This window comes from Shewanella abyssi (assembly GCF_023284025.1).
GTDB classification, from domain to species: Bacteria; Pseudomonadota; Gammaproteobacteria; order Enterobacterales; family Shewanellaceae; genus Shewanella; species Shewanella abyssi.
Window position 1 is genome coordinate 15965 of sequence record NZ_JAKIKR010000011.1, and the last position, 25847, is coordinate 41811.

The 25847-nt window shown below is 43.4% G+C and carries 22 protein-coding genes; 16 read left to right on the forward strand and 6 right to left on the reverse strand.

From position 1 onward, the window contains the following. Window positions 1–17: 17 nt before the first annotated feature. Complete coding sequence (locus L2755_RS22160; protein WP_283102744.1) at window positions 18–4949, forward strand: S8 family serine peptidase; 4932 nt, start codon at window positions 18–20, stop codon at window positions 4947–4949. Between the two features lie 284 nt (window positions 4950–5233). Here L2755_RS22160 and rsuA read toward each other — a convergent pair whose 3' ends face one another. Beyond that, the gene (gene rsuA / locus L2755_RS07015; protein ID WP_248979973.1) at window positions 5234–5926 is read right to left on the reverse strand and encodes a 16S rRNA pseudouridine(516) synthase RsuA; all 693 of its coding nucleotides are present in this window, start codon (window positions 5924–5926) and stop codon (window positions 5234–5236) included. A 116-nt stretch (window positions 5927–6042) separates the two neighbouring features. On the opposite strand from rsuA, the gene L2755_RS07020 reads away from it, so the two are divergent. The 5 genes from L2755_RS07020 to L2755_RS07040 all read left to right on the forward strand — a co-directional run bounded on the left by L2755_RS07020 (window position 6043) and on the right by L2755_RS07040 (window position 10919). Beyond that, window positions 6043–6597 (forward strand): sugar O-acetyltransferase, encoded by a 555-nt coding sequence (locus tag L2755_RS07020; protein WP_248979974.1) that lies wholly within the window; start codon window positions 6043–6045, stop codon window positions 6595–6597. Between the two features lie 225 nt (window positions 6598–6822). After that, the gene (locus tag L2755_RS07025) at window positions 6823–8907 is read left to right on the forward strand and encodes a M13 family metallopeptidase (protein WP_248979975.1); all 2085 of its coding nucleotides are present in this window, start codon (window positions 6823–6825) and stop codon (window positions 8905–8907) included. Between the two features lie 171 nt (window positions 8908–9078). Further along, the gene (locus tag L2755_RS07030; protein WP_248979976.1) at window positions 9079–9861 is read left to right on the forward strand and encodes a RelA/SpoT domain-containing protein; all 783 of its coding nucleotides are present in this window, start codon (window positions 9079–9081) and stop codon (window positions 9859–9861) included. A 119-nt stretch (window positions 9862–9980) separates the two neighbouring features. Beyond that, complete coding sequence (locus L2755_RS07035) at window positions 9981–10382, forward strand: SMI1/KNR4 family protein (RefSeq protein ID WP_248979977.1); 402 nt, start codon at window positions 9981–9983, stop codon at window positions 10380–10382. A gap of 36 nt (window positions 10383–10418) precedes the next feature. After that, on the forward strand, window positions 10419–10919 hold the full coding sequence (locus L2755_RS07040) for a DUF4447 family protein (protein ID WP_248979978.1): 501 nt from the start codon (window positions 10419–10421) through the stop codon (window positions 10917–10919). 158 nt (window positions 10920–11077) lie between these two features. Here L2755_RS07040 and L2755_RS07045 read toward each other — a convergent pair whose 3' ends face one another. After that, a complete protein-coding gene (locus tag L2755_RS07045) occupies window positions 11078–11719 on the reverse strand; it encodes a glutathione S-transferase family protein (RefSeq protein WP_248979979.1) in 642 nt (213 codons plus the stop codon). 225 nt (window positions 11720–11944) lie between these two features. On the opposite strand from L2755_RS07045, the gene L2755_RS07050 reads away from it, so the two are divergent. The 8 genes from L2755_RS07050 (at window position 11945) to L2755_RS07085 (ending at window position 21351) form a co-directional block, all read left to right on the forward strand. Further along, window positions 11945–12475 (forward strand): PH domain-containing protein, encoded by a 531-nt coding sequence (locus tag L2755_RS07050; protein ID WP_248979980.1) that lies wholly within the window; start codon window positions 11945–11947, stop codon window positions 12473–12475. Window positions 12476–12812: 337 nt separating this feature from the next. Continuing rightward, entirely contained in the window at window positions 12813–13970 is a 1158-nt protein-coding gene (locus L2755_RS07055) for a serine hydrolase domain-containing protein (protein WP_248979981.1), read from the forward strand. Window positions 13971–14040: 70 nt separating this feature from the next. Continuing rightward, entirely contained in the window at window positions 14041–14517 is a 477-nt protein-coding gene (locus L2755_RS07060; protein ID WP_248979982.1) for a YehS family protein, read from the forward strand. A gap of 207 nt (window positions 14518–14724) precedes the next feature. Continuing rightward, window positions 14725–16413 carry an NAD-dependent malic enzyme gene (locus tag L2755_RS07065; RefSeq protein ID WP_248979983.1) on the forward strand — a complete coding sequence of 563 codons (1689 nt, stop codon included), beginning with the start codon at window positions 14725–14727 and terminating at the stop codon, window positions 16411–16413. 881 nt (window positions 16414–17294) lie between these two features. After that, window positions 17295–18239: a hypothetical protein gene (locus tag L2755_RS07070; protein WP_248979984.1), complete on the forward strand. Its 945-nt coding sequence runs from the start codon at window positions 17295–17297 to the stop codon at window positions 18237–18239. A gap of 12 nt (window positions 18240–18251) precedes the next feature. After that, window positions 18252–18656, forward strand: a complete 405-nt coding sequence (locus tag L2755_RS07075) for a TerB family tellurite resistance protein (protein WP_248979985.1) — start codon at window positions 18252–18254, stop codon at window positions 18654–18656. 3 nt (window positions 18657–18659) lie between these two features. Beyond that, window positions 18660–19571 carry a DNA repair protein gene (locus tag L2755_RS07080; RefSeq protein WP_248979986.1) on the forward strand — a complete coding sequence of 304 codons (912 nt, stop codon included), beginning with the start codon at window positions 18660–18662 and terminating at the stop codon, window positions 19569–19571. 16 nt (window positions 19572–19587) lie between these two features. Further along, window positions 19588–21351 carry a hypothetical protein gene (locus L2755_RS07085; RefSeq protein ID WP_248979987.1) on the forward strand — a complete coding sequence of 588 codons (1764 nt, stop codon included), beginning with the start codon at window positions 19588–19590 and terminating at the stop codon, window positions 21349–21351. 102 nt (window positions 21352–21453) lie between these two features. Here the strand turns inward: L2755_RS07085 and L2755_RS07090 are convergent, their stop codons facing one another. Beyond that, entirely contained in the window at window positions 21454–21891 is a 438-nt protein-coding gene (locus L2755_RS07090; protein WP_248979988.1) for a DUF3069 domain-containing protein, read from the reverse strand. Window positions 21892–22068: 177 nt separating this feature from the next. On the opposite strand from L2755_RS07090, the gene queG reads away from it, so the two are divergent. Next, the gene (gene queG, locus L2755_RS07095) at window positions 22069–23253 is read left to right on the forward strand and encodes a tRNA epoxyqueuosine(34) reductase QueG (RefSeq protein ID WP_248979989.1); all 1185 of its coding nucleotides are present in this window, start codon (window positions 22069–22071) and stop codon (window positions 23251–23253) included. Window positions 23254–23292: 39 nt separating this feature from the next. Here the strand turns inward: queG and L2755_RS07100 are convergent, their stop codons facing one another. Together L2755_RS07100 and L2755_RS07105 are read right to left on the reverse strand one after the other, a co-directional pair. After that, entirely contained in the window at window positions 23293–23502 is a 210-nt protein-coding gene (locus tag L2755_RS07100) for a dodecin (RefSeq protein ID WP_248979990.1), read from the reverse strand. Between the two features lie 167 nt (window positions 23503–23669). Continuing rightward, a complete protein-coding gene (locus L2755_RS07105) occupies window positions 23670–24173 on the reverse strand; it encodes a carboxymuconolactone decarboxylase family protein (protein WP_248979991.1) in 504 nt (167 codons plus the stop codon). Window positions 24174–24302: 129 nt separating this feature from the next. Here L2755_RS07105 and L2755_RS07110 point away from each other — a divergent pair, with 129 nt between their 5' ends. Then, entirely contained in the window at window positions 24303–25196 is an 894-nt protein-coding gene (locus L2755_RS07110; protein WP_248979992.1) for a LysR family transcriptional regulator, read from the forward strand. 101 nt (window positions 25197–25297) lie between these two features. Here the strand turns inward: L2755_RS07110 and L2755_RS07115 are convergent, their stop codons facing one another. Beyond that, the gene (locus tag L2755_RS07115; protein ID WP_248979993.1) at window positions 25298–25822 is read right to left on the reverse strand and encodes a protein disulfide oxidoreductase; all 525 of its coding nucleotides are present in this window, start codon (window positions 25820–25822) and stop codon (window positions 25298–25300) included. Window positions 25823–25847 lie beyond the last annotated feature (25 nt).

Below are 25847 nucleotides of genomic sequence, written 5' to 3' on the forward strand. Positions count from 1 at the left end.
TAAACGGGAAGACATACATGAGACTAAAAAAAGTCAGTTTAATGACCCTAGCAGCAATATATGCTGCAGGGGCGGGTGCAGCAGGCACGGCTTCAAATAAAGAGACACTAATGTTTGGCGATATTAGCGTCAACCCTGTCAACATCTCCTCAGAAGAGTACAAAAAAATACAGGAAATTCAGAATGCGAGATTAAATAGAAGAGGATTAACCAACGGACCGAACCAACATCGAGCCGTCGCCAGCAATGAAAATATTCCTTTTCAGTTTGAATCTAACTTAGCCCCAGGCGAGCACACCTATATTATTCAGCTAATAGAGCAGCCTGTTGCCACTTATGATGGCAGTATCGCCGGATATTCTGCAACGGCGCCCGCTGTCAGCCCTCAAGGTTTTGGCAAACAATCTAAAGCTAAGGTAAATACCCAATCGAGCGCGAGTCGCAGCTATGTAAACTACCTAGAAACTCGGCAAGCTAACATTCAGTTAGATATTAGTGGCGCGATTGGTCAGCAAGCTCAAGTTAGACAGTCATACAAATATGCCTTTAACGGCATGAGTATCAATATGACTCAAGCCCAAGCTGCAAAAGCCGCTTCATTATCAGGAGTTAGAGCGGTAACCCGCTCTGTCATTTTAGAACTTCATACGGATGTAGGCCCACAGCACATTGGCGCTGACAAAATCTGGAGTGGCGAGACGACTAATGGCACTAAATTCACCGGCGCTGGTGTAAAAGTCGCTATTTTAGATACTGGTATTAACTCCAACCACCCCTCCTTCGCCGCCATGGGTGATGATGACATCGCCATTAAGAACCCACTGGGGAGCGGCAACTACATTGGCGATTGTGCTAAAGAAGAGTTTGCTAATTTGTGTAATGACAAGCTCATAGGTATCCGTTCTTACACTGAAATTACCGACTCATACGGCGATCCAGTATTTCGCGATCAAGGTTGGTGGGCCGATTGGGATAGAGCACGACCGGCCAATGGTGAAGACTACAATGGGCATGGCTCGCATACCGCATCGACTGTTGCCGGTAATGTATTATTTGATGTGGCATACCAAGTATCAGAAGCAGGTTACGGTGATGACATAACAGGTCGTGATACAGAACTGGTGTTCCCCCGTGTTTCAGGTGTTGCACCCCACGCCAACATTATTGCGTATCAAGTGTGTTGGGCTGGAGGCGGAGGTGCCCCCTATGCAGGCTGCCCTCAAGAGGTCACTTTGAAAGCGATTGATGACGCCATTGCTGATGGCGTTGATGTGATTAACTACTCGATAGGTGGCTCTGAGCAATTTCCATGGGAATCACCCAGTGAACTTGCTTTCTTAGCCGCTCGAGAAGCGGGTGTATCGGTAGCAGCCTCTGCGGGTAATGCCGGTCAAGCGTGGATGGATCACGTTTCACCTTGGTTAACCAGTGTTGCAGCAACGACCCATGGTCGTGTTATTACCTCGAACCCAAAAACCATTGATAACTTTGAAGGTGGTGACGAAAGTCCAAGCCCTTACGGAGCAATGAGTGCCGCCTCAATAACCGGTGCCTATACAGGACCTGTAGTGTTAGCGGCAGATTACAATAGCGACAATGCAAGTTGTGATACCCCTTTTAACGCTGGGACGTTTAGTGCTCACCCTGATGGAAGTGCACTATCTGAGATGCCAATCGTAGTCTGCCAACGCAGCGATCAAGCCCGAGCAGCCAAAGCCGACAATATCAAAGTGGGCGGCGCGGCTGGCTTGATTCTTTATAACATCCAATCAGATTGGGAATACCCAACGGGTGCAGCAAAAGTTGAAGATTTCTACTCAATCCCAACTGCCCATGTTGGCAATTATGACGGTGGCAAGATTGTCACCTGGCTCGCTTCAGGTACCGGTCATCGCGCCAGTTTAAGCGATGGGTCACTGTTTACCGAAATGGGCGAAAGTGACACTTTAGCTGACTTTTCATCACGAGGACCTAGCACCACCAACCCCAATATTCTGGCGCCAACATTAGCAGCGCCTGGGGTTGATGTGTTTGCCGCTTATGCTAACGATCGTCTGTTTACGTTATCGGGTTATGGGATGAACTGGGCTGCGATTAGCGGCACATCTATGGCCTCACCCCACGTTGCAGGTGCGATGGCATTAGTTAAAAATGCCCACCCTGATTGGACCCCTGCCGAGATCCAATCAGCACTAACCACCACGACCACAGAAGCTGGTTTTAGCTTTGATCAAGGCGGCGCAGGTGTGATTAACGTTGCAGCAGCCGTTAACGCATCATTAGTGTTAGATGAAACAGTTGAGAACTACACTAATGCTAACCCTAACGCTGGCGGCGATGTGTCAATGCTGAACACGCCATACATAGTGAATCGTGAGTGTAAAGGAAGCTGTAGCTGGTTTAGGACGGTAACCGCTACCGCAGACGGCTCTTGGAATGTATCAGCTGAAGAGACTGGCTATGAAGGCGCTTCTTTGCTGGATTTGACGGTTTCACCGAGTCACTTCTCTTTGCAAGCAGGTGAAACTCAGCGCATTGTGTTGACCGCTAAGTTACCTGATGTGGATTATCAGTCAGATTCACCATTAGGCGCGGGTAATACTAACGGCTACACCTTTTATGGCAAGTTAGCGATTACGCCAACAGACAGCAGCAAGCCAGTACAAACACTGCCAATTATCACAACCTACAAGAAAGCTGACATTCCAGTGATTATTGAGGCAGACTTTGGTCGCGAACAAGGCTCTATGATGACAGCTGGCATGATGTTACCTGAGTCGCCTTCCATCACTGCCACAGTATTTGGTATGACTCAAGGTGAATTAAAGGAGTATCACCTAAAACAGAATCAAGGCTGGCCAGATGAACTTGAAGATGCGCTACCAGCGGCAGATTCTCAAATTGGTTACCGTATGTTCAACGTGCCAGAGGGGACTAAGCGATTAGTAGTTGAAATAACAGAAGAAGATAACCTCGCAAAGTACTCCAGCCGTATCGATCTAGGCCGTGATGTCAACAATGACGGGAAGATCCACTGGCAAGATGAAGCTATCTGTGTCTCTAATTGGCGTATGCGCGATTACTGTGCCATCAACAACCCTGAGCCGGGTCAATATTGGTACATGGTTTCAAACTTGAAATGGTCCGTCAACTGGGAAGACCCTTATGATGAAGCCAATCGTATTGTGACTAATGTTGTTCTTGTGAGCGATCAGGTAAGCAGCGAACTGTCTATTCCTACCATTGAAAGCAATGGCGTTGCGCCAGTAACACTGTCACTGGATTGGAACATGCCAGATGCTGCAGAGGGTGACATTTACCACGGCGTGGTCGCACTTGGTACTGATCCAGTCAACATTGATGATATTGGCATGCTACCCGTTCGCCTGAGTCGTACCTTGCACGAAGTGGAACTGACCAGTAGCCATACCGGTGCTCAAGTCGGTGACATTGTCGATTTTGAGGTTATTCACGGCGCAAACCTCAATGGTTTAGAGCGTGAAATCAACTTGAATATCACGCTACCTGAAGGCATGACGTTAATGCCAGATAGTGTTCGTGGCAATGAGTTTCATGAAGCACTTACAACCGCTATTGAAGCTAATCAGATTACCATCAGTGGTATCCAAGCATCATCAAGAGATTCTGAACGTCGTTACGAGTTCACCACCAGCCTTGAAGATGCAATGTGTCGCCTACCGTTCAGTGATGCACCGCAGTTTCTAGACTTATCCGCAATTGGTGTTCCACAACTGCCGGGATTTGACAACGAATGGAACCAGATGTTTGAAATTCCTGACTTTGTTGGCTATGACAACTACTTCCCGCATATTCCGCTCTATGGCGTAGAGGCGAAAGACACCACTAATATCATCACCATTCAAGGTGATGGCTTAATGAGGTTTGATGCCCATGCACTATTCTCTTTCCCAGGTGAAACATTAGCGTTTGATGGCGCTCGTGATTTATTGATTGCTCCGTTCTGGCTAAAAAATGGTGTGACACTAAATGAAAGTGGAATGGACTTTGCGACCTTTACACCTTATCAATATGGTGTTTACGCAGCAGCGCTTAATCAAGGACAATACTTAGCGATTCAGTGGAAGAGAATGTACGCCACGGAACAAAGTATGTTTGGTAAAGAGGTTGACCGTGATACTCACTATAACTTCACCATGCTCGCTTCTGCTGACATTGATTTTGCGCCAAACACCTATGAGATCATGTATAGCTATGAGGAGATGAATGAAGATAAGGGCATTCACACCGTTGGCACTAAAGGTTACCAAGGAGTTCGTGGCTTCTTTTATCCCGTAAACGGCTATCACTATGATGAGTATGCAATCAATCAACCTGAAAAATTAGCCAGCAACATGGTTATCTGTGGTAACTATCAGGGTCCTGAAAGCACACGTTTAGTGACTCGCTTCTCTGCAAAAGTAAACTCTGCAGCAGTAGGTAGTGATAACACCGTGACGTTAACCGCTGATTTAAGCACGGCAAATACTGTGACTAAATCCTTGCCATTCCCGGTATCAAGCCATATTACGGTTTTCGAACTTGCCAATATGGAAATGGCAGAGAATGACGCGATGGAAGGTATCAATGTTGAATACATGCACACTCAAAACCGTGCTGTAGAGATGATGGCAAGTGGCGATAATGTGTCAATTGAAATTGATGGCATGAGCTTAAACATCACGCCAAGTACCGATTGGCATGGTGAAACAGAAATCATCGTAACGGTAATGGACAGTGCCAATAACAATGACCAAGCCAGCACTAGCTTCATGCTAACGGTTAATTCTGATGGGGTTGAGCCGACTCCGCCGCCAGCGACAGAAACACCTGATGAAGAGACGTCTGATGATTCAAGCGGGGGTAGCTTAGGCTTCTTAGCCCTAGCGCTATTAGGCTTAATTGCGAACTCGCGACGTAAGCTTCATTAATCGTGAAAACACTTTTAAAGAGCTATTAGTTAGCCATTATAGATTAGCTTAACCTTGTCATAGGGCCCTCACTTGAGGGCCCTATTTTATACGCTTTGTCCCATACTAAAAGGGAGTTCTTCAACTCGTGCCACTAATTAATGACAAATGATGCCTCCAGATACAACAAAGCACCGAACGTATCCACGTGCAGTGCTCTATCTAATTTGTCACTATGCGCTCCGGTAAGCTGATATGACTTATCCGGAAAGCGTCAGCTTATTTTACTGACTTATTTTACTGACCTATTTTACAGACTGGGCTTCAGCGTCAGTTAAAAAGCGCCATTCACCCAGCTCAAGTGTGCTATCGAGCTCAATTTCGCCTACTTTTTCACGGTGCAATTTAGTCACGTGGTTACCAACGGATGCCAACATACGCTTAACTTGATGGTACTTACCTTCGGTAATCGTTAAACGCGCTTGATGCGTGCCCAATAATTCAAATATTGCTGGCTTAGTGAGGCCGTCTTCATTATTGAGTTGTAACCCTGTGGCAAACTGCTCAACCAACTCAGCAGCAAGCGGTTCTGCGGTCTCTAACAAGTAGCGTTTGCCACACTCTTTTTTAGGAGAGGTTACTTTGTGCGACCATTTACCGTCTGTGGTAATCAAGACTAAACCTGTGGTGTCGGCATCTAGACGCCCAGCAATGTGCAAGTCTTCAGGTCGAATAACATCTAATAATCCGATCACTGACGGATACTCTTCATCAATAGTCGAGCAGATAGTATCAACCGGTTTATTGAGCATGATAAAACGTGGACCAATAACCTTAAGTACCACCCCCTCTAAACGAATTTCATGCTCGTCAGTCACTTTAAAACCTGAGGTTTTAACCACCTCACCGTTACAAGTGACATCGCCACGATGCAGTGCTTTTTTGGCTGAAACACGAGAATGGGAAGTTGACTCACAAATATATTTATCTAAACGCACTGTAACACTCAGCTATATGACCATAATGACCGACATTATGAGGCCAGTAGGGCTAAAGGGCAAAGATTTGCTTGTTCCCTAGACTATTGTGCCTAGCGCTAACCAAGGATTATTTGATGACGCCACTACTTACTCCAGTGAAAAATAAACAATTTGATAAAATGGTGAAGGGTGAACAATACAATTGTTTTGATCCTGAACTATCAAGCTATTGGCAACAGCAACAGGCTCTTAACCATCGAGTTAATCTCTCCAGCGAAATTAACCGAGATTTACTGCCTAACATTGCAGCCGATGCAGTGATCCGAACCCCCTTCTTTATCAGTTATGGCATCAACCTTTATCTTGGCGAACAGGTATTTGTTAATGTCAACGTTACCTTGCAAGACAACGCCCCAATCCACATTGGCCGTCAAACGATGATAGGGCCAAATGTACAACTCTATACCGCCAGCCACTCTTTAGATCCGATAAAACGCAGTCAAGGGTTTGAAATTGCCCAATCGATTCATGTTGGTGAGCGAGTATGGATTGGTGGAGGCGCGATAATTTTACCAGGTGTACGTATTGGTGATGATGCCGTGATTGCAGCGGGGTCTGTTGTCACTAAAGATGTCCCCGCGGCGACTGTCGTTGCTGGAAACCCTGCAAAGTGGCTGAAGTCGATATAAAGCTGATGTTCTGGGGCCCTATTGAGATAAATGACCTCAAGGAAACCTTTTCTTACAGATCATCTGTCGATTATCTAGATTTGCGGTCAACATAAACTTGTTTACCCAAAGGAAAAAGCCTTAACATGTGTGACTCGATGTAACCTCCATGTTTATTAACATGGGTTTTAGTTGTCATTGATTGCAAAAATAATAACAAATTGACGGTATAGAAAAGGAAGAAAAATGAAAAAAGTACTCGTTGGGGGCTTATGCGCTTCCCTTATCGTTGGCCTAAGTGCTTGTAATAGCGACACGCCAGCACCAAAGGCAGCAGACACAACTAAAACAGAAGCGGCGGTTGCCGTACAAAAAGCACTTTCATCAGGCATCGATTTTGCGAATTTCGATAAGTCAGTTCGCCCGCAGGATGATTTCTACTCATACGTTAACGGCACTTGGGTAAAAAATACCACTATCCCTAGCGACCGCACCAGTTCAGGTGCATTTTACGATCTTCGTGAAAAGTCACGTGATGATGTCAAAGCCATTATCGAAGAAGTGGCTGCGACTCCAAACCTAAAAGCTGGCAGTGACGAACAGAAAGTAGCCGATCTTTATCGTTCATTCATGGATGTTGAGACCCTCAACAAATTAGGCATAAAGCCCATCCAAGGCGAACTTGATAATGTCAGCGCAATTAAGTCAAAAGATGAGCTAGTCACTTACTTTGCTCGTAGCCAAATTGTTGGTGGTGGCACGCCAATGGCATTTTACATTAGTGTCGATGCTAAAGACTCTAGCCGTTATGCCACGCATATCTGGCAGTACGGCCTCAGTTTGCCAGAAAAAGATTACTACTTTAACCAAGACGAACGCTTCGTCAACATCCGCAAAGCATTTGTAGAGCACATCGAAAAGATGTACACCTTGGCTGGTCTCGCTAGTCCTAAGGCCAGTGCAGAAGCGGTACTTGCACTTGAAACATCAATTGCTGAAAAGCATTGGGATGTGGTTGAAACACGTGACAGCACTAAGACTTACAACTTATACCAAGTTAAAGACTTAGCGACACTTGCACCGGACATCAACTGGGACGGTTACCTGGCAACACTGGGGGCTAATAAGCAAGCTGACATTATTATCAATCAGCCTAGCTTTATCTCAGGTCTAAATGACGTCATCAAGAATACTGACCTTGATACCTGGAAAACCTACATGCAGTGGCAAGTACTAACCCATGCAGCAAGCAGCCTAAGCGAGCCACTTGATACTGAAAACTTTGAGTTCTTCTCTAAAACGCTTAACGGCCAAGAAGAGCAACAGCCTCGTTGGAAGCGTGGCGTTTCGTCGGTAAACAACTTACTCGGTGAGGTCATCGGTAAGGTCTATGTTAAGCGTCACTTTACGCCTGAAGCAAAGACACGCATGCAAACCTTAGTTGAAAATCTGCGCGGTTCTTACGCTGACAGCATTGAGTCTTTAGACTGGATGAGTGCTGACACTAAAGTTGCCGCTAAAGATAAGCTAGCGAAGTTTACCCCTAAGATTGGTTACCCTGACCGTTGGGAAAATTACGACAAACTAGCGATTAAAGCTGACGACCTATTGGGTAACAACCTGCGCGCAAGTCAGTTGAGCCATGAACAAGATCTTGAAAAATTGGGTGGCCCAATCCGTACATGGGAATGGGGCATGACGCCACAAACGGTTAATGCTTACTACAGCCCAACGATGAATGAAATCGTATTTCCTGCCGCTATCTTACAGCCGCCATTCTTTAATATGGAAGCTGATGATGCAGTAAACTACGGCGGTATCGGTGCGGTTATCGGTCATGAAATGGGCCATGGTTTTGACGACCAAGGCGCTAAGTTTGATGGCGAAGGCAACATGCGTGATTGGTGGACAGAGCAGGACTTAAAAGAGTTCTCTATTCGCGGTAAGGCGCTTATCGAACAGTATAACAACTACGCTGTATTTGAAGACTTAAACGTTAACGGTGAATTGACCCTAGGCGAGAACATCGGCGACCTATCTGGTGTGACTATCGCTTATCGCGCCTATAAGAAGTCACTAAACGGTCAAGAAGCTCCAGTGATTGACGGCCTAACCGGCGATCAGCGTTTCTTCATTGGTTTCACCCAAATATGGCGTGCAAAAATCAAAGAAGAGTCAATGCGTAATCGTGTTGCAACTGACCCACACTCACCAGCACAGTTCCGCTCTCTTGGCGCACTGTCTAACATGCCAGAGTTCTACAACACCTATGATGTGAAACCGACAGATGCTATGTACATAGCACCAGAAAAACGTGTAAAAATCTGGTAATTCTATCTAAGAATATCTAACAGCTAAAAAGCCGTTGATGACACAATTCATCAACGGCTTTTTTATTTCCTCTGTATTAGATCACATTATGAACAAAGGTTAATTTGTCATTCAGCATAGCTTAAGCATTAGCGATGTAGATTAAGTCCACAGCCACAAAAAAGGACTGCTATGAACCGGTTATTGCGAACATTTTTTATCTTCTTATTATTACTGTCGACTCGCACGGCTTTTGCACAGACATTCCCACTGGCGCAAGATGCTCACGGCGCCAACTGTAATTCTTGCACCAAGCTTACTTTCGCTAGCAACCTCGATGGACTCGCTGCAATTGAGTCAATCCAATATCAGCAACCACGGCAAACCAGTGCCAACCTCGATATGCTTTATGCCGCAGCTCCAGCTGCACAACAAGAGTTAGCAGAGCTCTTAAGCAGCATCACTCATCAAACTCAAACTAGCGCTATCCTTGCTGATATAAAAAGCCGCGACAGAGCGCAGGTGAAACTGCAAAATAAACTCAACAATGATGCTAGCCAACTCACGGACCTTGTGCGAGCCAGCATCGTGAGTAAAGATATCAATAATCTGATGCAAGCCTTTGCATTAGTAAAATCTGACAGCCAAATCGTGCAAGTTAAAAATCGCTTTTCAGACCCTAAAGATTCAGGATATAGAGATTTAAACTTGCTCGTTAAGCTGCCGGAATCGCAGATGATTGCCGAAATCCAACTGCACTTAGCCGATATTGCAGAGATAAAAAGCGGTGATGAGCACCTGGTTTACCAGCAGGTGCAGCAGATACAAAATAACGCCCTGCAGCAGCAACGTGATTTAAGCGAACTTGAAGCCACTAAAATCGTGCAACTTCGTCAAGAATCACACAAGCAGTACCACAAAGCATGGCTCAAATATAAGCGTCTAGACCAAGCTGACATGCTTGCCGCGGCATAACGTCAATAACGGGAGCACAGTGATACTGGTGCTCCCGAAGACTCTCTGCACTGCTTCTTTGTGCCTTTCTCGATAAAAGTCTATACTCCCGCCCAATAGCCTTAACACACGAAAAAATTATGAACGATATCATTGAGCAGCTACAAGAGATAAGCGAGACAGTTCCAGTACCATTAGAACTCGCAACCTTTGAACAGATTGTAGAAGTAGAAGAGGAGATTTTAATGCCACTTCCTTTGGCATTAAAAGAGTACCTGTTGGAAGCCAGTGACCTTATCGTTGGCAGCTTAGAGCCTGTGACCGCCAGTGACCCACATTCGCACACCTTTTTATCAGAGGTTACGGCATACGCTTGGTCTATCGGTTTACCCCGTGAATATATCCCTATCTGTCAGCAGGGTGATAGTTTCTTCTTCATCACCCAGGAAGGTGAAGTGCAATTATGGCAAGACGGTGAAATTCACGAAGACAGCTGGGAATCATTTTGGGAATGGGCCGAGAATGTTTGGATGCGCAGCTAAGCAGTTAGCAGCATAAAAATTAATTAAGGAAGCACCATGTCTAAAGATCTTGGCCTCAATGCCATTGAAATGCAGTACCTTCGCCTCTCACTAGCGTTAACCACTGCGCAAGTAGCCGAAATAGGCAAAGTCTCAGAAGCGGATGTTATCGCCTGGGAAGCCGGTGAAAAACCAGCGCATGTACCAACACAAAAGAAGCTGATAGAGATTGACGAAGCGATTGAAATGCAGGTACTTAATACCTGTGATGGTATCGAAGCGCTCTTTGCTAAAGAGCCTAAGCGCACCTTAAGTTTTGTGGTCTACCCAACGCAAGCACTCTACGCACAATATAATCCTGAGTTTTTAGGTACCTTGCCATTAGCTGAGTTGTACAACACGTCAGCTTGGCGTATTAAGAAAGAGTGCAAGCTGATGCTTGAAGTTGAAGTGGTACTGGTCGCGCTTGAGTTTGAATCTTATAAAGCTTATCGCGACAAAGACGGCCTAAAAGAGAGCCGCGAAAATCGAGCAAAATGGGCTGCCACGCAGTTATAAAAGCTAGGTTCTAGGAACAAGCAAAGACGGTACAAACTAAGACGGAACCGCCGGAAAATCTGAGACGGGAAAGATTAAAGAAGGTGCTAGGTGCTAGGTTCTAGAGAAACTGAAAATAAAAAAGCATCCATTTGGATGCTTTTTTTGTTGAGTCACTTCTACTCTTCTGCAGTGCTTGCCGCTGCTCCGGCTTCCTCTTTCGCTAGTGCGGTTTTCATCGCCTCTCTCGCGGTAACACGATCTCGATACTCAGCCAGCTTTGGCGGAATAGCTTGCTCAAATCGGGTCGCCCACAACAGAGTATGCGCTAATAGGATATCGGCAACGCTGATCTCAGTACCGAGCAAGAACGGCGTGTCGGGTAACCACTGCTCAGCAATGGCCGCCGCTTTATCGAACTCCCATTTAGCCACTTTAAACATCGCCTCAAGCCTAAGCTCTTCAGGTATGGCAAACTTGTGTTTACCAATAGTCCACAAAGGCTGCTCAAGCTCATTGGTGATAAAACTTATCCACTGGTGATGCAGTGCAGATGCATCCGAACCCGCTGCAGGCAATAGTCGGCCCTCGCCGTACTTTTCAGCTAAGAACAGAGTAATAGCCGCTGACTCTGTCATAACAAAGCCATTATCGATAAGCGCTGGCACTTTACCACATGGGTTGATGGCCAAAAAATCGGGGTGGCGGCTGTCACCTTTTGAAAAATTTATAAACGTGTATTCCCACGCTAAGCCTAACTCTTCTAAAGTCCACGATACTCTCAGTGAACGGCTACGTGGAACCCCATATAAAGTAATCATTTTCCCTTCCTTTGCTGCGTTAACAATTATGACATTGATGACATTTGATGTTGTTAAACTACTCCGAAGACAGCAAAATTGAAACCAGCAAGTTATTCTAAAATGATAAAAAACTTCAAATTAGATTCGATTTTGCTTAAGTTAACCAAAGGCTGTTAAAAAGCCCGCTTCAATAGCAAGACTTCGCACCGTGGCTAGCTGATAAAAAGATCAGAAGGATAAACCATGCAAAATAGTCAAGAAAAAAGCATCAAACATGCACAGTTTGTCGCTAATTTAGGTCAATACTGGTTAACGCCAGTGACCCTTGTATTGACCGTATCCATCATTGGGATCCCCCTTTTACTATTGTGGTTACCCATAGGGGGGATTTTTACCCGCCGCTATATTGCCAATATGAGTACCGAACTTACAGACAGAAAACTCATCGTTCGCAAAGGGATTTTTACCCGCACTGAGAACACAGTTCCACTGGATAAGATCACCGATATGGCGCTCATTCAAGGGCCATTGATGCGATTCTTTAAGCTATACAAGCTAACGATTGAAACCGCAGGGCAATCGGGGGCTGGCGCGCTATTGAATTTAACCGGGATTATCGATGCCGCCGACTTCAGAAGCTTGGTTTTAGCTCAAAAAGAAGCACTAAACCAACTTAAAAGTGGCCCTGTGGCAGATGAAAATAATGACACCGATGTGGTCACTCTTTTACAAGAGATCTCCGATACCCTTAAACGCATTGAAAAACAGCCATAAAATATAAATGTTGAGATTCATCTAAGCCCCTTTCCAGCTACGCTCGGTCATGGACCTAAAGCTTTTAATGGTCGCCGCAACCATTGATGCCTCTCATGGGATTGCATCGACTCGAGCAGATGCTGAATTTGGCTGGAATTTGTTATTATCCTCGCGTTTCTACCCATAGCCATTTTCGCAGCGCTTATCTATAAGTTGATGATAAGCACTGCACTTCCTGTTGAAGACAGGTATGCTAGCGCGATGAGAGTACTCTCATGGCTTGGCTTAACTTATTAGTTTTACGGCTTTATTCATCTACTGGATGTTGACTAAATAACGGACCACGATACTTGCAATGCAATTTATAATTAAAACAATTCTAAGCATTATATTACTAACACTTTGCCTATGGGCGGCTAATAAAGCCAGTGCAAACCGCATAGCCAACAGTGATATAGCCAAACAGTTACCGACGATCATCACTCAAAATGATCGCCCTTTTAACGGCATTATTATGGTAAAGCGTAATAACCAACCCTTGTTTACCTATATCTCCGGTGATGATGTTAGCCTACAATCTGAATTTATTATCGCCTCATTATCTAAACAGGTAACCGCCACCTTAGTGCTTAAAGCCGTTGATGACGGCAAGCTAGCGTTAGCCCAATCCGCAAATACGTACCTTGGCTCAAACAACACAAAAAACAGCCACGATAACATCCCCGCCAGTGTCACCATCTCTCATTTACTGAGCAATACCTCCGGCTTAGTCGCAGCGGGTAAACCACCATTATTTGCGCCAGGTAGTCAATTTAAATACTCTAACTATGGTTATGCTCTGCTTGGTGAAATACTTGAAAACGTCAATCATCAACCGATAACAGCCCAGGTAAATGCACTCAATCTGCAAGCCGATTTCGGCGGTTTAGGTGCGCACATAGGTAAAACATCGACCATTAAAGAGGCCTTCCCTCAGCTGCTACTTGGCCGCGTGGAAACAAGGCATCAACAACCCGATGCTACAGATACATCAAGCTACGCAGCATCGGATGTAGAGATTAGTCAGCAGCTGATCAGCGCGGGGGGAATGATAGCCTCGGCCGATGCTTATAGTCATTTTCAATATGCGCTATTCACAGGCCAACTCATTAGCGATAAAAGCCTGCAAGATATGACCAACATCCACAGCACTCGCCCTCATCGTTGGGGAGCATTGGGTTATGGTTATGGCACTCAAATCAGCAGCATAAAGGGCATCACCGAGTATAGCCACAGCGGTTACTTGCAAGGATATGTCAGCCTTGCACTCTATTACCCCCAATCAAACGTCAATGTGGTTATTTTAGAAAATACCTCTTGGGATCTACACGATATCAAGCGCACCTTTGGGCTACACGATAAGATCCGTAATAGTATTAGCAGTAAACTGGTGGCGTTAGAAGATAGACCGGTGGCTAAACTATACCAAGCGGGTAAAGCGGCAATCACGGCTACATTGATTGCCGCTAAGTGAGCGATGCTGCTATAATACGCAGCGATGATTACGCAGCCGCGCAATCAAATAGCATAAAGAAAATACCAATATGATTAACAACGATATAATACGTAAAGTCCGCTACATTCTTGATTTAAGCAATGCCAAAATGCTGCGCATTTTCGCTAAAGCTAAGCACGAAATCACTCAAGAAGAAGTCATCAACATGTTGAAAAAAGAGTCTGAAGAGGGCTACCAGCCTTGTAACGACAAAATCATGTGTATGTTCCTTGATGGACTAGTGATTTATAAGCGCGGACTTAAGCCTGGTGCAGAAGTACCAGAGCCATTATCACAGCTAACCAACAACCTTATCTTTAAAAAGCTAAGAATTGCTTTTGAGTTACGTGAAGACGATATTATTGAAGCATTGACCCTAGCCGAATTTAACATGTCTAAATCGGAACTTGGCGCACTGTTTAGAAAACCTGGCCACAAGCACTATAAGGCCTGCGGCGATCAAGTTTTGCGAAATTTCCTTATGGGTTTATCCCTGAAGTATCGTCCAAAACCAGCCGAAGCTTAGGCTTTAGTTTAAGCCTCAGTTAGACAAAAAAGCACAGCATTTGCTGTGCTTTTTTGTATCTATAAATGCTCCTTGCTTAAAACGATTCCCTCACTAAAAAATTCATTTTATCGGCAGACAAAACGCAACAACGATCACGGTTTGTGTTAATCTTCCGTGATTAACATCACTCCTTCTAAACTAACAAAAACAGAAAAAAGGTTTCTAATGGACGATAACAAACGCCCGCTCTATCTTCCTTTTGCCGGTCCTGCCATTCTTGAAGCACCTTTGATTAACAAAGGCAGCGCATTTTCCGACGAAGAACGTATTTTTTTCAATCTTGAAGGCCTATTGCCCCATGTGATTGAAACGATCGAAGAGCAAGCATCACGCGCCTATGATCAGTATAAGAATTTTTCTAATGATTTAGATAAACACATCTATCTTAGGAACATTCAAGATACTAACGAAACGCTCTATCATCGTTTAGTGCAAAACCACATCTCTGAGATGATGCCTATTATCTATACCCCGACTGTGGGTATGGCGTGTGAGCGTTTCTCAAAAGATTATCGTCGCAACCGTGGGCTGTTTATCTCTTACCCGAACAAAGATCGTATCGACGATATCTTAAATAACTCGACTCGCCAAAAAGTAAAGATCATCGTAGTCACCGATGGTGAACGTATTCTAGGTCTTGGCGACCAAGGTATTGGTGGGATGGGGATCCCGATTGGTAAGCTTTCGCTCTACACCAGCTGTGGTGGTATTAGCCCCGCGTACACTTTGCCAATCACTCTCGATGTGGGTACCGATAACCCGCAATTACTGGAAGACCCTATGTACATGGGTTGGCGTAACCAACGCATTGGCGGCGAAGAGTACAAAGACTTTGTCGAAGCCTTTATGCAAGCGGTCCACCGCCGCTGGCCTGACGCGCTGATTCAATTTGAAGATTTTGCGCAAAAGAACGCTATGCCATTGCTTGAGCGTTACAAAGATCAATACTGCTGCTTTAATGATGATATTCAAGGCACAGCCGCTGTTACCGTAGGTTCACTTCTGGCAGCCTGTAAGGCCGCAGGGACTCAGCTTTGTCAGCAACGTATCACCTTTTTAGGTGCGGGCTCTGCCGGTTGTGGTATTGCCGAAGCGATTGTGGCGCAAATGGTGTCTGAAGGCATTAGTGAAACCCAAGCACGTCAACGAGTATTCATGGTTGACCGTTGGGGATTGTTGCAGTCAAACATGCCTAACCTACTGCCTTTTCAACAAAAACTGGCGCAACAATGCTGTGATGTAGAGAGCTGGAGTAATTTCAGCGACAACATATCCCTACTCGATGTCGTCAGTAACGCCAAGCCAACCGTATTGATTGGGGTGTCTGGCTCGCCAGGGCTATTTAGTGAAGCGATCATCAAGGCGATGCATAGCCATTGTGAACGCCCTATTGTGTTCCCACTGTCGAACCCAACGAGTCGCGTAGAAGCCACACCAAAAGACATTTTGCATTGGACCAAAGGCCAAGCATTAGTGGCAACGGGTAGTCCGTTTGAGCCAGTTGTGGTTGATGATACCAGCTATGAAATTGCCCAGTGCAATAACAGCTATATCTTCCCAGGCATTGGCCTTGGTGTGTTAGCTGCAGGTGCTAAGCGTGTCAGTGATGCAATGCTAATGGCTTCAAGCCGCGCGTTAGCTGAGTGCTCACCTTTAGCGATTAATGGTGAAGGCTCCTTACTGCCACAGCTTGAGAATATCCATAAAGTCAGTAAACATATCGCCTTTGCTGTGGCTAAAGTGGCCGTTGAAGAGGGTCATGCATTGCCGTGCAGCGATGAGTTATTGATTCAAGCAATCGAAGATAATTTTTGGACGGCAGAGTATCGTCGTTATAAGCGAACTTCGTTCTAAGTTTCGCTTCTAAATTCTAGCCATGAGCGATTGAACTCAGCGACAGGAATTTAAGCGAATAACTTGAGCTAAGAACTTGAACTAAACAAGCTGTCAGTATTTACTGACAGCTTTTTTTTGCTTCTAATTTGACGGTAAGACTGCAGATAACATGGATCCATATCTAGTCCTTAGGGAAATCAAGAATGTCATTATGAAGTAGGGAACAGCATTGACCATGCAGTGATGAAATTCGGAGATAATCTCCTGCTGCTCCAACTCCCACAGCTGACAAGGCCAAATTCTGTGCCGACAGAATTTGGCATTACCTCCATACTTCGGAATATGATGAAAACACCCATTACCGCCACATGATGAAAGGAAGTTGATAGTAAGCAACATCGTCATGATGCGCGGAACAATATCGGATTAACGGCTAATTTGATTTTTGTCAGGGTTGTAGAGAGGGAACACATTCGACTATCTGAAACAATTACATCCAAAAAGTAGATATAAATCATAATTGTATGACTATAAGCGTTGTACTTTATCAAAAGAATACATTAATGTTACTCAAAAGAGCTAACGCTATATTTAGTCGTTGTATATAGAGTATTTAGTGCTCTAAACCTCAATCTTAGCGGTCATTTATTTATTGGTAATAATTCATCCTGAGAGAGGGGCTAGATTGTTTTTTGAACAATGTCGAGATTAGAGACATTTAAATCGATATCGTCGAGTTAAAAACATACAGCAATCAAGCGTCGTTTTTGCTCGGATAATGAGCAGACACCTCCATTGACAAAAGAATGAATTCTTAATATTCACTATATACAGCTAAATCACTGAAGAAAAAACTTCAACAAGACTTAGTGACATACATAAAATAAACAGAGGTTTTTATGGAAATTAATCTAACGTACGCGTTCTCAGCAGTAATAGCCCTAGGACTTATTAACCTTGCTTTCATTTTTTCTTTAAAAAATAAAGTCCAATCAATGGAAACAAAGCTTCAGCAACAAAATGAATCTGATTCACAGATGTTAGGAAATGAACTAAGTAATGTACAAACTGATTTAAACTCAAACATCAAGCAGTTGTTTGAAACGCTAACAATAGCGCAAAATGAAACTATTTTAGACTTTAAAAGCACCCTGCAGTCTGAATTTAAAGGCAGTAAAGTCCAAAATCAGGAACAAATGAAGTCCATTATTAAGAGATGGAATGAACTTAGTGACAAAAGTAATTCAAACTTAGAACAGAATAATACCGCTCTAAATAAAACGCTTCATAAAATAGCTTTAGATTTAGACTCGAAGTTGAACGATGTTAACCAGGTCCTAAAAAGTACCGCGGTAAATATACACAACCGTTTTAACGAGTCTGAAAAAGAACAAAAAACCAAGGCATTTTCAAGTAAACAAGAGCAACTTTCCAATCTTGCTCAATTATCAAGCCTTGTAAGAACATTAAGGATTGAAAATGTTATTGAGTTAACCAATGAGCTTGGTAAACATAATGAGCTAAAAGTAGAAACTTCTGATTTCATCAAGCACCTTGGTGATTGTAAGGTGTTGAAAATTGAAGATATCCATTCAGGACAAGTCACTCAGGTTTTCTATGAAAATGGCATAAAAAGAAGTACTGACACTTTTGCTGGCGAAAACTTAAAGTATCAAATGTTTTATGATACAACAGGTAAAGCACAACGTGGCATAGAGCTTGATACTGATGGTAATACCACCTTTGAATATATTTATGATGATGCTGGCGAAATTAGTAAGCGTATTGAATTCAGCTACGATGGCACAGGTAAAAAAAGTAACCAAATTGAAAAAACTTATTAGAGGATCAGTAGCATGTATTTATCAGAGCTAAATGTTGGTGAGAAGAAAAATTTCTTAGAAATAACTAAGTACGCTATGGGATTAAACGGTGAATATAAAGAGGAAGAGCTTGAAGTATTCACTTCGTTCATTTATGAGTGTGGATTATCGTCTTACGACTTACAAAAACAAGACAATATTGATAGTGTTATTAAAGTGCTCGCTAAATCAGACACTAAAATGAAGCGCATTATACTCATAGAACTCTTTGGAATACTCTTAGCTGATGGCAATATATGTGACAAAGAAGAAGCTTTCATGACTAAACTAGCCAGCGCTTTCAATATTGAAAGTTATGAATATAAACGCTATCAACGATGGGTTGAGGCGATGAATGACATTGTAAGTGAAGGTTATAACTTAATCAATAAGGGGTGATTTATGGGATTATTTAGCTGGGCAGCAAGCAAATGTCGTTCAATAAAAAATGCCGTATCTAATGTTATCGATAAAGTAAAAGAAACGGTATCTAAGGTTTGGAATGCTTTTACGGGAAAATACTATACCGATGAAGCTGAAGCCATTTATGATGAGATCAATGAAAAGTATAAGAAGTCAAAAATAGAGTATGAGGACGCAGTAAAAATAATGGGTGAGAATATCGAAAGTAAAATTAGTCATCTGAATAATTTTAAATCTGATATTTACCAAAACCATTTTAAGCGTTTTATTACAATTGCAAGCAGACTTCATAATGTCACGGTGCAAGGTGTCCCATTTGCAGAGTTATTTGATGATTCAATTTTAGAAATAAAAAATGAAACTGGTGTTAGCCACAAACAAGACCTCTTTTTAATAGATTTTAATAAAATGGGTTTCTTAGATACCGCTGGGATGATTCTAACGCTAGGTTTTTTTAGCAGAAAAAAAGCAAAAGAATCCTTAGAAAAAGTAAAACAGGAGCAGATTAGAGTTAACGCAGAAATAGAAGCAATGAAATCTCAGCAGAAAAAACTAGCTGTTATTGCTGAATCTATAGACAACGTCGTTGAGTATTTTGAGCAGTTGATTGCTAATTATGAAGCGTTATTAGCGCGTTTTGAGTTTGGTATACAGACACAGCGTTTTAAGAAGATGTCCCAAGCTGACAACGTGTTTGAGCTTAAATTAAATTTCAAACATATGCCAATTGTACACATTGAAGAGTTTCAGGCTTTATTCAATTTATCCATAGTGTTAAAGCAAATGGCGACATTAGGCTACTTGAACGCAGCAGGCGAACTTATCGAGGATGATAAAAAAGCGGCCGTGAGTTTATTTGAGCAAGCTGTAGCATTAAAAGTTTGCGCTTAACAAAAAGGATGGCTAAATGTCTGATAATACTAAATATAATCAACCTAAATTAACCACAGAGGATGTGTTAGCAAAGTTAACTAACGCTTCCCCTCTTCAGGCTAGTCGAGTGTTGATTGATATGGAACTGCATGATCAGCGCTCATCGATTGATATTTTGGAAGAGATATATAAAGATTTTGAAGCAAAAGAAGACGTTATTGATGAATTAGTAACGCCTATGGGCTTAAGCTTACTCGACAGTATTATTACCCATAAAGATTTAAAATTAAATCGAACCGGGCTAACGGCCTCAAGAGTTTGGCATGAAATAAAGGGCTTTGAATACTCTAAAGTAGCCATTGCGACTTCGTCACTATCCAGCAAGCTCCAACTTGAAGGATTACGTGAAACAGACCCAAACAAGAGAGGCAATGTTCAAGCGCATAAGTTAACTAAACATAAAGAAAACAGTACCAATAGCGACGGGGCGATCATCAATGAAATTGATGGCGACAGATTATTAAGAGCAGACGAAGCTGACTCTACGCTTAATGCTGTCAATACAGATCACTTAGAATCAGCTGATGCGTACCATAGAAAGTTCGCAAACAATATATTTTTAACTGATAAGGATATGAAAATCATTGTAAATCATGATGATAATTTGGCAAGCATATCTGAATCTCAAAATAAATCTAAGGGCGCAGGATCTTTTTCCGAAATTAATCAGAAAAAAATTGAATTGGAAAAAAGATTTAAAAGTGGTACAGCGAGCCCCAAGGACCGAAAAAAGCTCGATGAGATCAATGAAAAATTCTCTGAAGGCAGCCTTCAAGAAGGTATTAAGTTAGAAAATAAAGCCAGTAAAGAAAACTTAAAAAAATCTCAACAAGCCGCTGTGAATAATGCTTTGAACAACAAGGTAGAGGTATTAGGTAAAGCAGGAAAACAAGCTGCTGAACAGGCCGGTTTTCAGGCGATTGGCCATGCTGTAATCCTTTTTATCAAGCCGCTTTTTTATGAGCTAAATGATGCTATAAAGTTTGGTATTGATAAAGGTGTTGGCATGGGATCGACTATGGAGGGGTTACAGTTTAGATTTAAAAGGATCGCTGAGTATATTAAAACTGAAATAATCCCAACCTTAGTTCAAGGAGTTAAGGATTTAGTGAGCAACTTTTTAAAAGTGCTTATTGAGGGTATTTTGGGATTAGTTACTGGACTCTTCAAATCCCTAATGAGAATTGTCTCAGAAGGCTTTTCCGCCTTAGTTGGTGCATTCAAAATTCTTCGTAAATCGGAAGAGGAAATGAGTTCAGCTCAAAAGGCTGATGCTATTTTAAAGTTGTTTGCGTCTACTGTTGTTACCTTCGTTGTATTTTATTTTGAATCAACGATTATGTCAGCCATTCCAAATAATTTCATTAAAGATATCGCACTTGCATTGTTAAGTGGTGTGGCATCAACAATAGTAATTTACATATTAGATAAGGCCGATATATTTTCAACAAAAGCAGAGTTAAGAACGAAAAGAGTTAAAGATATTTTTGAAATGCGTATTCAGCAAGTAAAGGAAAATACAGATGCCTTTGAAGGTGCCTCTATTGAAAAACTCGCAAAGGATAGGCTTCAATTTAGGGCGATCTCTGAACGTATGACTAATGCCATTGATAATGATGACAATGTTAACAGTAGCATTAGTGATTTAGCTGATTTTATGCATATAGATTTAAAAATAAAATCTACCGATGATTTTATGCACTTGCTTTCGAAGCAAAAAACGCTTGTTGTAAATTAAAGAATATATACCCATCCTACTTGAAGATGGGAATAGGCAACAAAAAAAGGCCGTTATTTTCCATGGCCTTTCTCTTTAACTCATCTCAAGCGAAGCTAGCTGTTACTTACCTTCTATAACCGCTTTAATGCTGTTTAGCATTGAGCGATCGGTACGAGCTTTTTTAAGCTTACGTACACTTTCTTTGAGCGATGCATCAGACAAACGAGTGAAGATACCGTTATATTCTTTCTCGGCGATCTCATCATCAGAGTCGGCCATCTCGGCTATATCTTGTGCTACGCGGCTCAATTGAAACCAAGCGTTAGCGATGTAAAAGCCGTGAAAATCCTCTTTTGGTAATAATGCTCTGGCACTAGCGGGTAACGCGTCCCAGCCACTGTTGAACTTAAGATCGCTATCTTCAATCAACTCATTACAAAGGTTGGCATAGGCTTCCAGCAAGTTTTCTGGGATCTGATCCATTGGCATAACGGTATTACACACATTTAATGCCACCAGCTCAGCACGAGCTCTATATTCAGCGTTTACTTCAGTCATCTTTTAATCTCTATTACAATGCTACGATACGGCCTAGAAAGAGCCGCTAATATACACGCCATCGCTGCCGTTACCTACAATTGACGTAATGGTAATCTTTTTATTTATCGCTGAAGATTACAGCCTCGAAGTAAATACTGCTATTATTAGCCGTCTCTCTTCATCGCTTTCATATCTATGCCAAACTCAACCGATAATCTAGCACCAACCTCTCAGCTAGCCCCTGCAGCACTGCGTAAGCTTGCCGAACAGATAAAAGTGTGGGGAAGAGAACTTGGTTTCGCTCAATTGGGTATTTGCGATACTGATTTAACGGCCGAAGAGCCTAAATTGCAGCAGTGGCTAGACAACGACTACCATGGCGAAATGGGTTATATGGCGAATCACGGCATGATGCGTGCGCGGCCACATGAGCTACACCCTGGTACCCGAAGAGTTATCTCAGCTAGAATGGATTACCTGCCGCCTAACGCAGGTTTTGCCACTAATTTAAAAGATCCCAACTTGGGCTACATCTCTCGATATGCCGGTGGCCGTGACTACCACAAGATGATCCGTAGTCGCCTTAAAAAGCTAGGTGACCGCATAGAGTTAGAACTCAAAGAGATGGGGTTCAGTAAGTCCAACTCCCGTCCTTTTGTCGATTCAGCCCCGGTGCTGGAACGGCCTCTCGCTGATAAAGCGGGCCTAGGCTGGACAGGTAAACACAGTTTATTACTCAATCAAGAAGCGGGAAGTTGGTTTTTTCTAGGCGAGTTATTTATTGATCTGCCCTTACCCGTTGACGTACCCATCAGTGCCGATTGCAATACTTGTGTTGCTTGCATCAAATCTTGCCCAACCAATGCCATAGTCGAACCCTATATTGTTGATGGTCGTCGCTGTATCTCCTACCTTACTATTGAGCTTCAAGGCGCAATTCCTGTCGAGTTTCGCCAAGCCATAGGTAATCGAATCTACGGTTGTGACGACTGCCAACTTGTCTGCCCAATCAATCGTCAGGCACCGATCACTGCAGAGCAAGATTTTCATACCCGAACGCCGCTGCTACAACCTGAGCTACTGACGCTATTTGCTTGGACTGAAGCTGAGTTCTTAAAGTTAACCGAAGGCAGTGCCATCCGCCGAATAGGACATCGACGCTGGCTGAGAAATATCGCGATAGCGCTTGGGAACGCACCCTCTGAGCCAGCCATTATATCGGCACTTGAAGCACGTAAATTATCAACTGAAGTTGATGAGATGGTAGCAGAACATATTGACTGGGCACTCGAACAACAAAGCGCTAAACAGAGTCTAATAAGCCGCAAAACACAGCGAGTTATTCGTAGTGTAGAGAAAGGATTGCCTCGAGATGCATAAAAGGCTGCTCATAAAAGAGCAGCCCTTGTATTCTTCACTTTATTTGGGGTTAAGTGTAAAGCCGACTTTGATTGTCACTTGCCAGTGAGCAATCATCCCCTCCTCCAAATGACCCCGAGTTTCCGTCACCTGAAACCAACGCATATGTTGTATAGACTCATTTACTGCAGCAATGGCATTTTTGATTGCATCATCCGAACTGATCGGCGATGAGCCTGTAAGCTCAATAATTTTGTAGGTGTGACTCATTGCTGGCTCCAACGGTGATTCAAATAATGATGTTTATCAGTATAGGACAACATCAGTATTAGTCAGGGCTAAGCGTAAATGATAAAGCTTGCACGTTTTACATTAGCCGAAAACCCTATTGCTAATCACTGCTTGATCCCATGTTTCCAACCAACATAACTCATCGTTTAGTTCGCCACTTCAAAGCTACCGACACCAAAGTCAAACGTTTTGGCTAGGCGATTCCAGGCATTTATTTGGATCACAGCCAAGGTAAGTTCACTGACTTCCTTATCAGAGAAATAAGCCTTCAGTGCCAAAGTAGCTTCGCGCAGACGAGACTCCTCATGGGTGACACCGCCATGGGGTAAATCAGTGAGGGCCTCGGTCCAATTCAATAGCACACGTTCTTTATCGGTATAGTAAGGTGCTTCACGCCAGATGGACAACGACGTCATTCGCTGGGCGGTTTCACCAGCAGCAAGGGCTTCTTTAAAATGCATGTCGATACAATAGGCGCAGCCATTGATTAACGATACGCGGTAACGAATGAGTTCCAGTAAAGCGTGCTCAATGCCGCTGTTATTGACATGGTTTTCTGTCTTTAGCATACAAGCCATCACGCTGCTGGAGATCTGTGCGCTGCTGAGCGGTGCCGTGATAGAAAGATTTTGCTTAATCGATTGAGTCATCTGTTTCACCTTTTGAATAAATTAAGTTAACTGAACACGCCCTATTATCCATACACACGATAAAGCTGGAATACCCTATAAAACTGCTTTACCTTTGCATATAACGCAAAGATAAACGTTAAGGCTATTATGTTCAGTGAAATGCGGATTTTTATCAAAGTAGTGGAGTTTGGCAGCTTCTCAAAGGCGGCCGATGTGCTCAACATGGCGCCCTCTAGTGTCGCCCGTAATATCGATAATCTAGAGCGAGATTTTAACGCGACGCTATTAAAGCGCAGTACACGGCAACTGTTGCTCACCGAAGCGGGTGAACAATTTCTAGCGGGCGCACGCAAATTGCTCAGCGATGAAGCGGCACTAAAGGCATCGCTATCGGAGCAAGATAAGCAGCCTGAAGGTGTATTGAGAATTTCAGTATTTGAAGGGTTTGGCCGAGTAAAGGTATGCCCCATCTTGTCAGGTTTTTTAGCAAAATATCCGCAAGTACAAATTGAAATAGACTTGGACAATCAACTCGTCGATCTGCACTCTGAAAACGTCGATATCGCCATTCGGATCGGTACCCCAGTAGATTCAAGCCTGCATGCTAGAATGCTGATGGCAAACCAAACCTTGCTCTGTGCCAGCCCTGCATATTTAGCCCAATTTGGCACCCCGAAAAAACCTGATGATCTGCTACAACATAACTGTTTACGACTCGACCGCGACAGGCAGCGAACCTATTGGCACTTTCGTAAAGCTAAGCAATATAAAAAAGTTGCCGTGCGTGGCAATTTAATCTCACGAGGAGGAACCCCTATTTTGGAGGCGGCCATCCACGATGGCGGTATAGTGCAATTATCTAGTTGGATGATGGACAACTTAGTCGCTGACGGCACCTTAGTTCGTTGCCTCCCTGATTGGCAGCCCTCTTTATCAGAGCATTCCAGTGGCGATATCTACGCTCTTTACAGTGGTGGCAAACATATGAGGCCGGTGATCCGCGCCTTTATCGACTATCTCGTGCAAGCGCTTAAGTCATAAACCGACAAAAGCCACATATACCCATCCTACTTGAAGGTGGGTATAGTCAAATCAATGTGGCTTTGCCGGCGGGGGAACTCAATCAAATGTGTATCCGTTCATTAAGCCAACAGCATCCGCCACCACATCCCAGGTAGACTGGTAAAACCGCTGGTATAGAACTGTAGTTCTCCGTCTTTAATCACCATCAACGTCGGCGTCAGATTGACAGACCAATCGTGGGACAGTTGCCCTTTCTCATCATTAACCACCGGAAAATCGTATTGCTGGTGCTGTAAATACTGGCTTAGTTTTTCATTGCTACCGGAGTTCATCGCTACCGTCACCACCGAATACTGGGTCGCCATGATATCCACCGAGGGGCTGACGAAACGACACACCGGGCACCATGTCCCCCAAAAGTACAATAAAACAGGCTGTTGATGACTCATAGCAAGAATATCGACAGTGTCTCCATTGAGTGTTATTGCTTTTAAGTCAGCTAGATTATCGGTGGGTATATCTCTGCTGCGCCACAGATCGAGTGCGGCAGAAAACAGGGTAAAAACCAGCAGCATCATGGCTACCTGTTTAGTCCAGCTGAGCACTCTACTCAACATCGTTACTGAAGAAGATTGATTAGTCATTTGGCTTCTACCTTAATTCTTTTTT

Bases quoted from the DNA above. Each gene is read 5' to 3' on its own strand.
- L2755_RS22160 (WP_283102744.1), top strand. From the start codon at position 18: ATGAGACTAAAAAAAGTCAGTTTAATGACCCTAGCAGCAATATATGCT.
- L2755_RS07020 (WP_248979974.1), top strand. From the start codon at position 6,043: ATGACGCCACTACTTACTCCAGTGAAAAATAAACAATTTGATAAAATG.
- L2755_RS07025 (WP_248979975.1), top strand. From the start codon at position 6,823: ATGAAAAAAGTACTCGTTGGGGGCTTATGCGCTTCCCTTATCGTTGGC.
- L2755_RS07030 (WP_248979976.1), top strand. From the start codon at position 9,079: ATGAACCGGTTATTGCGAACATTTTTTATCTTCTTATTATTACTGTCG.
- L2755_RS07035 (WP_248979977.1), top strand. From the start codon at position 9,981: ATGAACGATATCATTGAGCAGCTACAAGAGATAAGCGAGACAGTTCCA.
- L2755_RS07040 (WP_248979978.1), top strand. From the start codon at position 10,419: ATGTCTAAAGATCTTGGCCTCAATGCCATTGAAATGCAGTACCTTCGC.
- L2755_RS07045 (WP_248979979.1), bottom strand. From the start codon at position 11,719: ATGATTACTTTATATGGGGTTCCACGTAGCCGTTCACTGAGAGTATCG.
- L2755_RS07050 (WP_248979980.1), top strand. From the start codon at position 11,945: ATGCAAAATAGTCAAGAAAAAAGCATCAAACATGCACAGTTTGTCGCT.
- L2755_RS07055 (WP_248979981.1), top strand. From the start codon at position 12,813: ATGCAATTTATAATTAAAACAATTCTAAGCATTATATTACTAACACTT.
- L2755_RS07060 (WP_248979982.1), top strand. From the start codon at position 14,041: ATGATTAACAACGATATAATACGTAAAGTCCGCTACATTCTTGATTTA.
- L2755_RS07065 (WP_248979983.1), top strand. From the start codon at position 14,725: ATGGACGATAACAAACGCCCGCTCTATCTTCCTTTTGCCGGTCCTGCC.
- L2755_RS07070 (WP_248979984.1), top strand. From the start codon at position 17,295: ATGGAAATTAATCTAACGTACGCGTTCTCAGCAGTAATAGCCCTAGGA.
- L2755_RS07075 (WP_248979985.1), top strand. From the start codon at position 18,252: ATGTATTTATCAGAGCTAAATGTTGGTGAGAAGAAAAATTTCTTAGAA.
- L2755_RS07080 (WP_248979986.1), top strand. From the start codon at position 18,660: ATGGGATTATTTAGCTGGGCAGCAAGCAAATGTCGTTCAATAAAAAAT.
- L2755_RS07085 (WP_248979987.1), top strand. From the start codon at position 19,588: ATGTCTGATAATACTAAATATAATCAACCTAAATTAACCACAGAGGAT.
- L2755_RS07090 (WP_248979988.1), bottom strand. From the start codon at position 21,891: ATGACTGAAGTAAACGCTGAATATAGAGCTCGTGCTGAGCTGGTGGCA.
- queG (WP_248979989.1), top strand. From the start codon at position 22,069: ATGCCAAACTCAACCGATAATCTAGCACCAACCTCTCAGCTAGCCCCT.
- L2755_RS07100 (WP_248979990.1), bottom strand. From the start codon at position 23,502: ATGAGTCACACCTACAAAATTATTGAGCTTACAGGCTCATCGCCGATC.
- L2755_RS07105 (WP_248979991.1), bottom strand. From the start codon at position 24,173: ATGACTCAATCGATTAAGCAAAATCTTTCTATCACGGCACCGCTCAGC.
- L2755_RS07110 (WP_248979992.1), top strand. From the start codon at position 24,303: ATGTTCAGTGAAATGCGGATTTTTATCAAAGTAGTGGAGTTTGGCAGC.
- L2755_RS07115 (WP_248979993.1), bottom strand. From the start codon at position 25,822: ATGACTAATCAATCTTCTTCAGTAACGATGTTGAGTAGAGTGCTCAGC.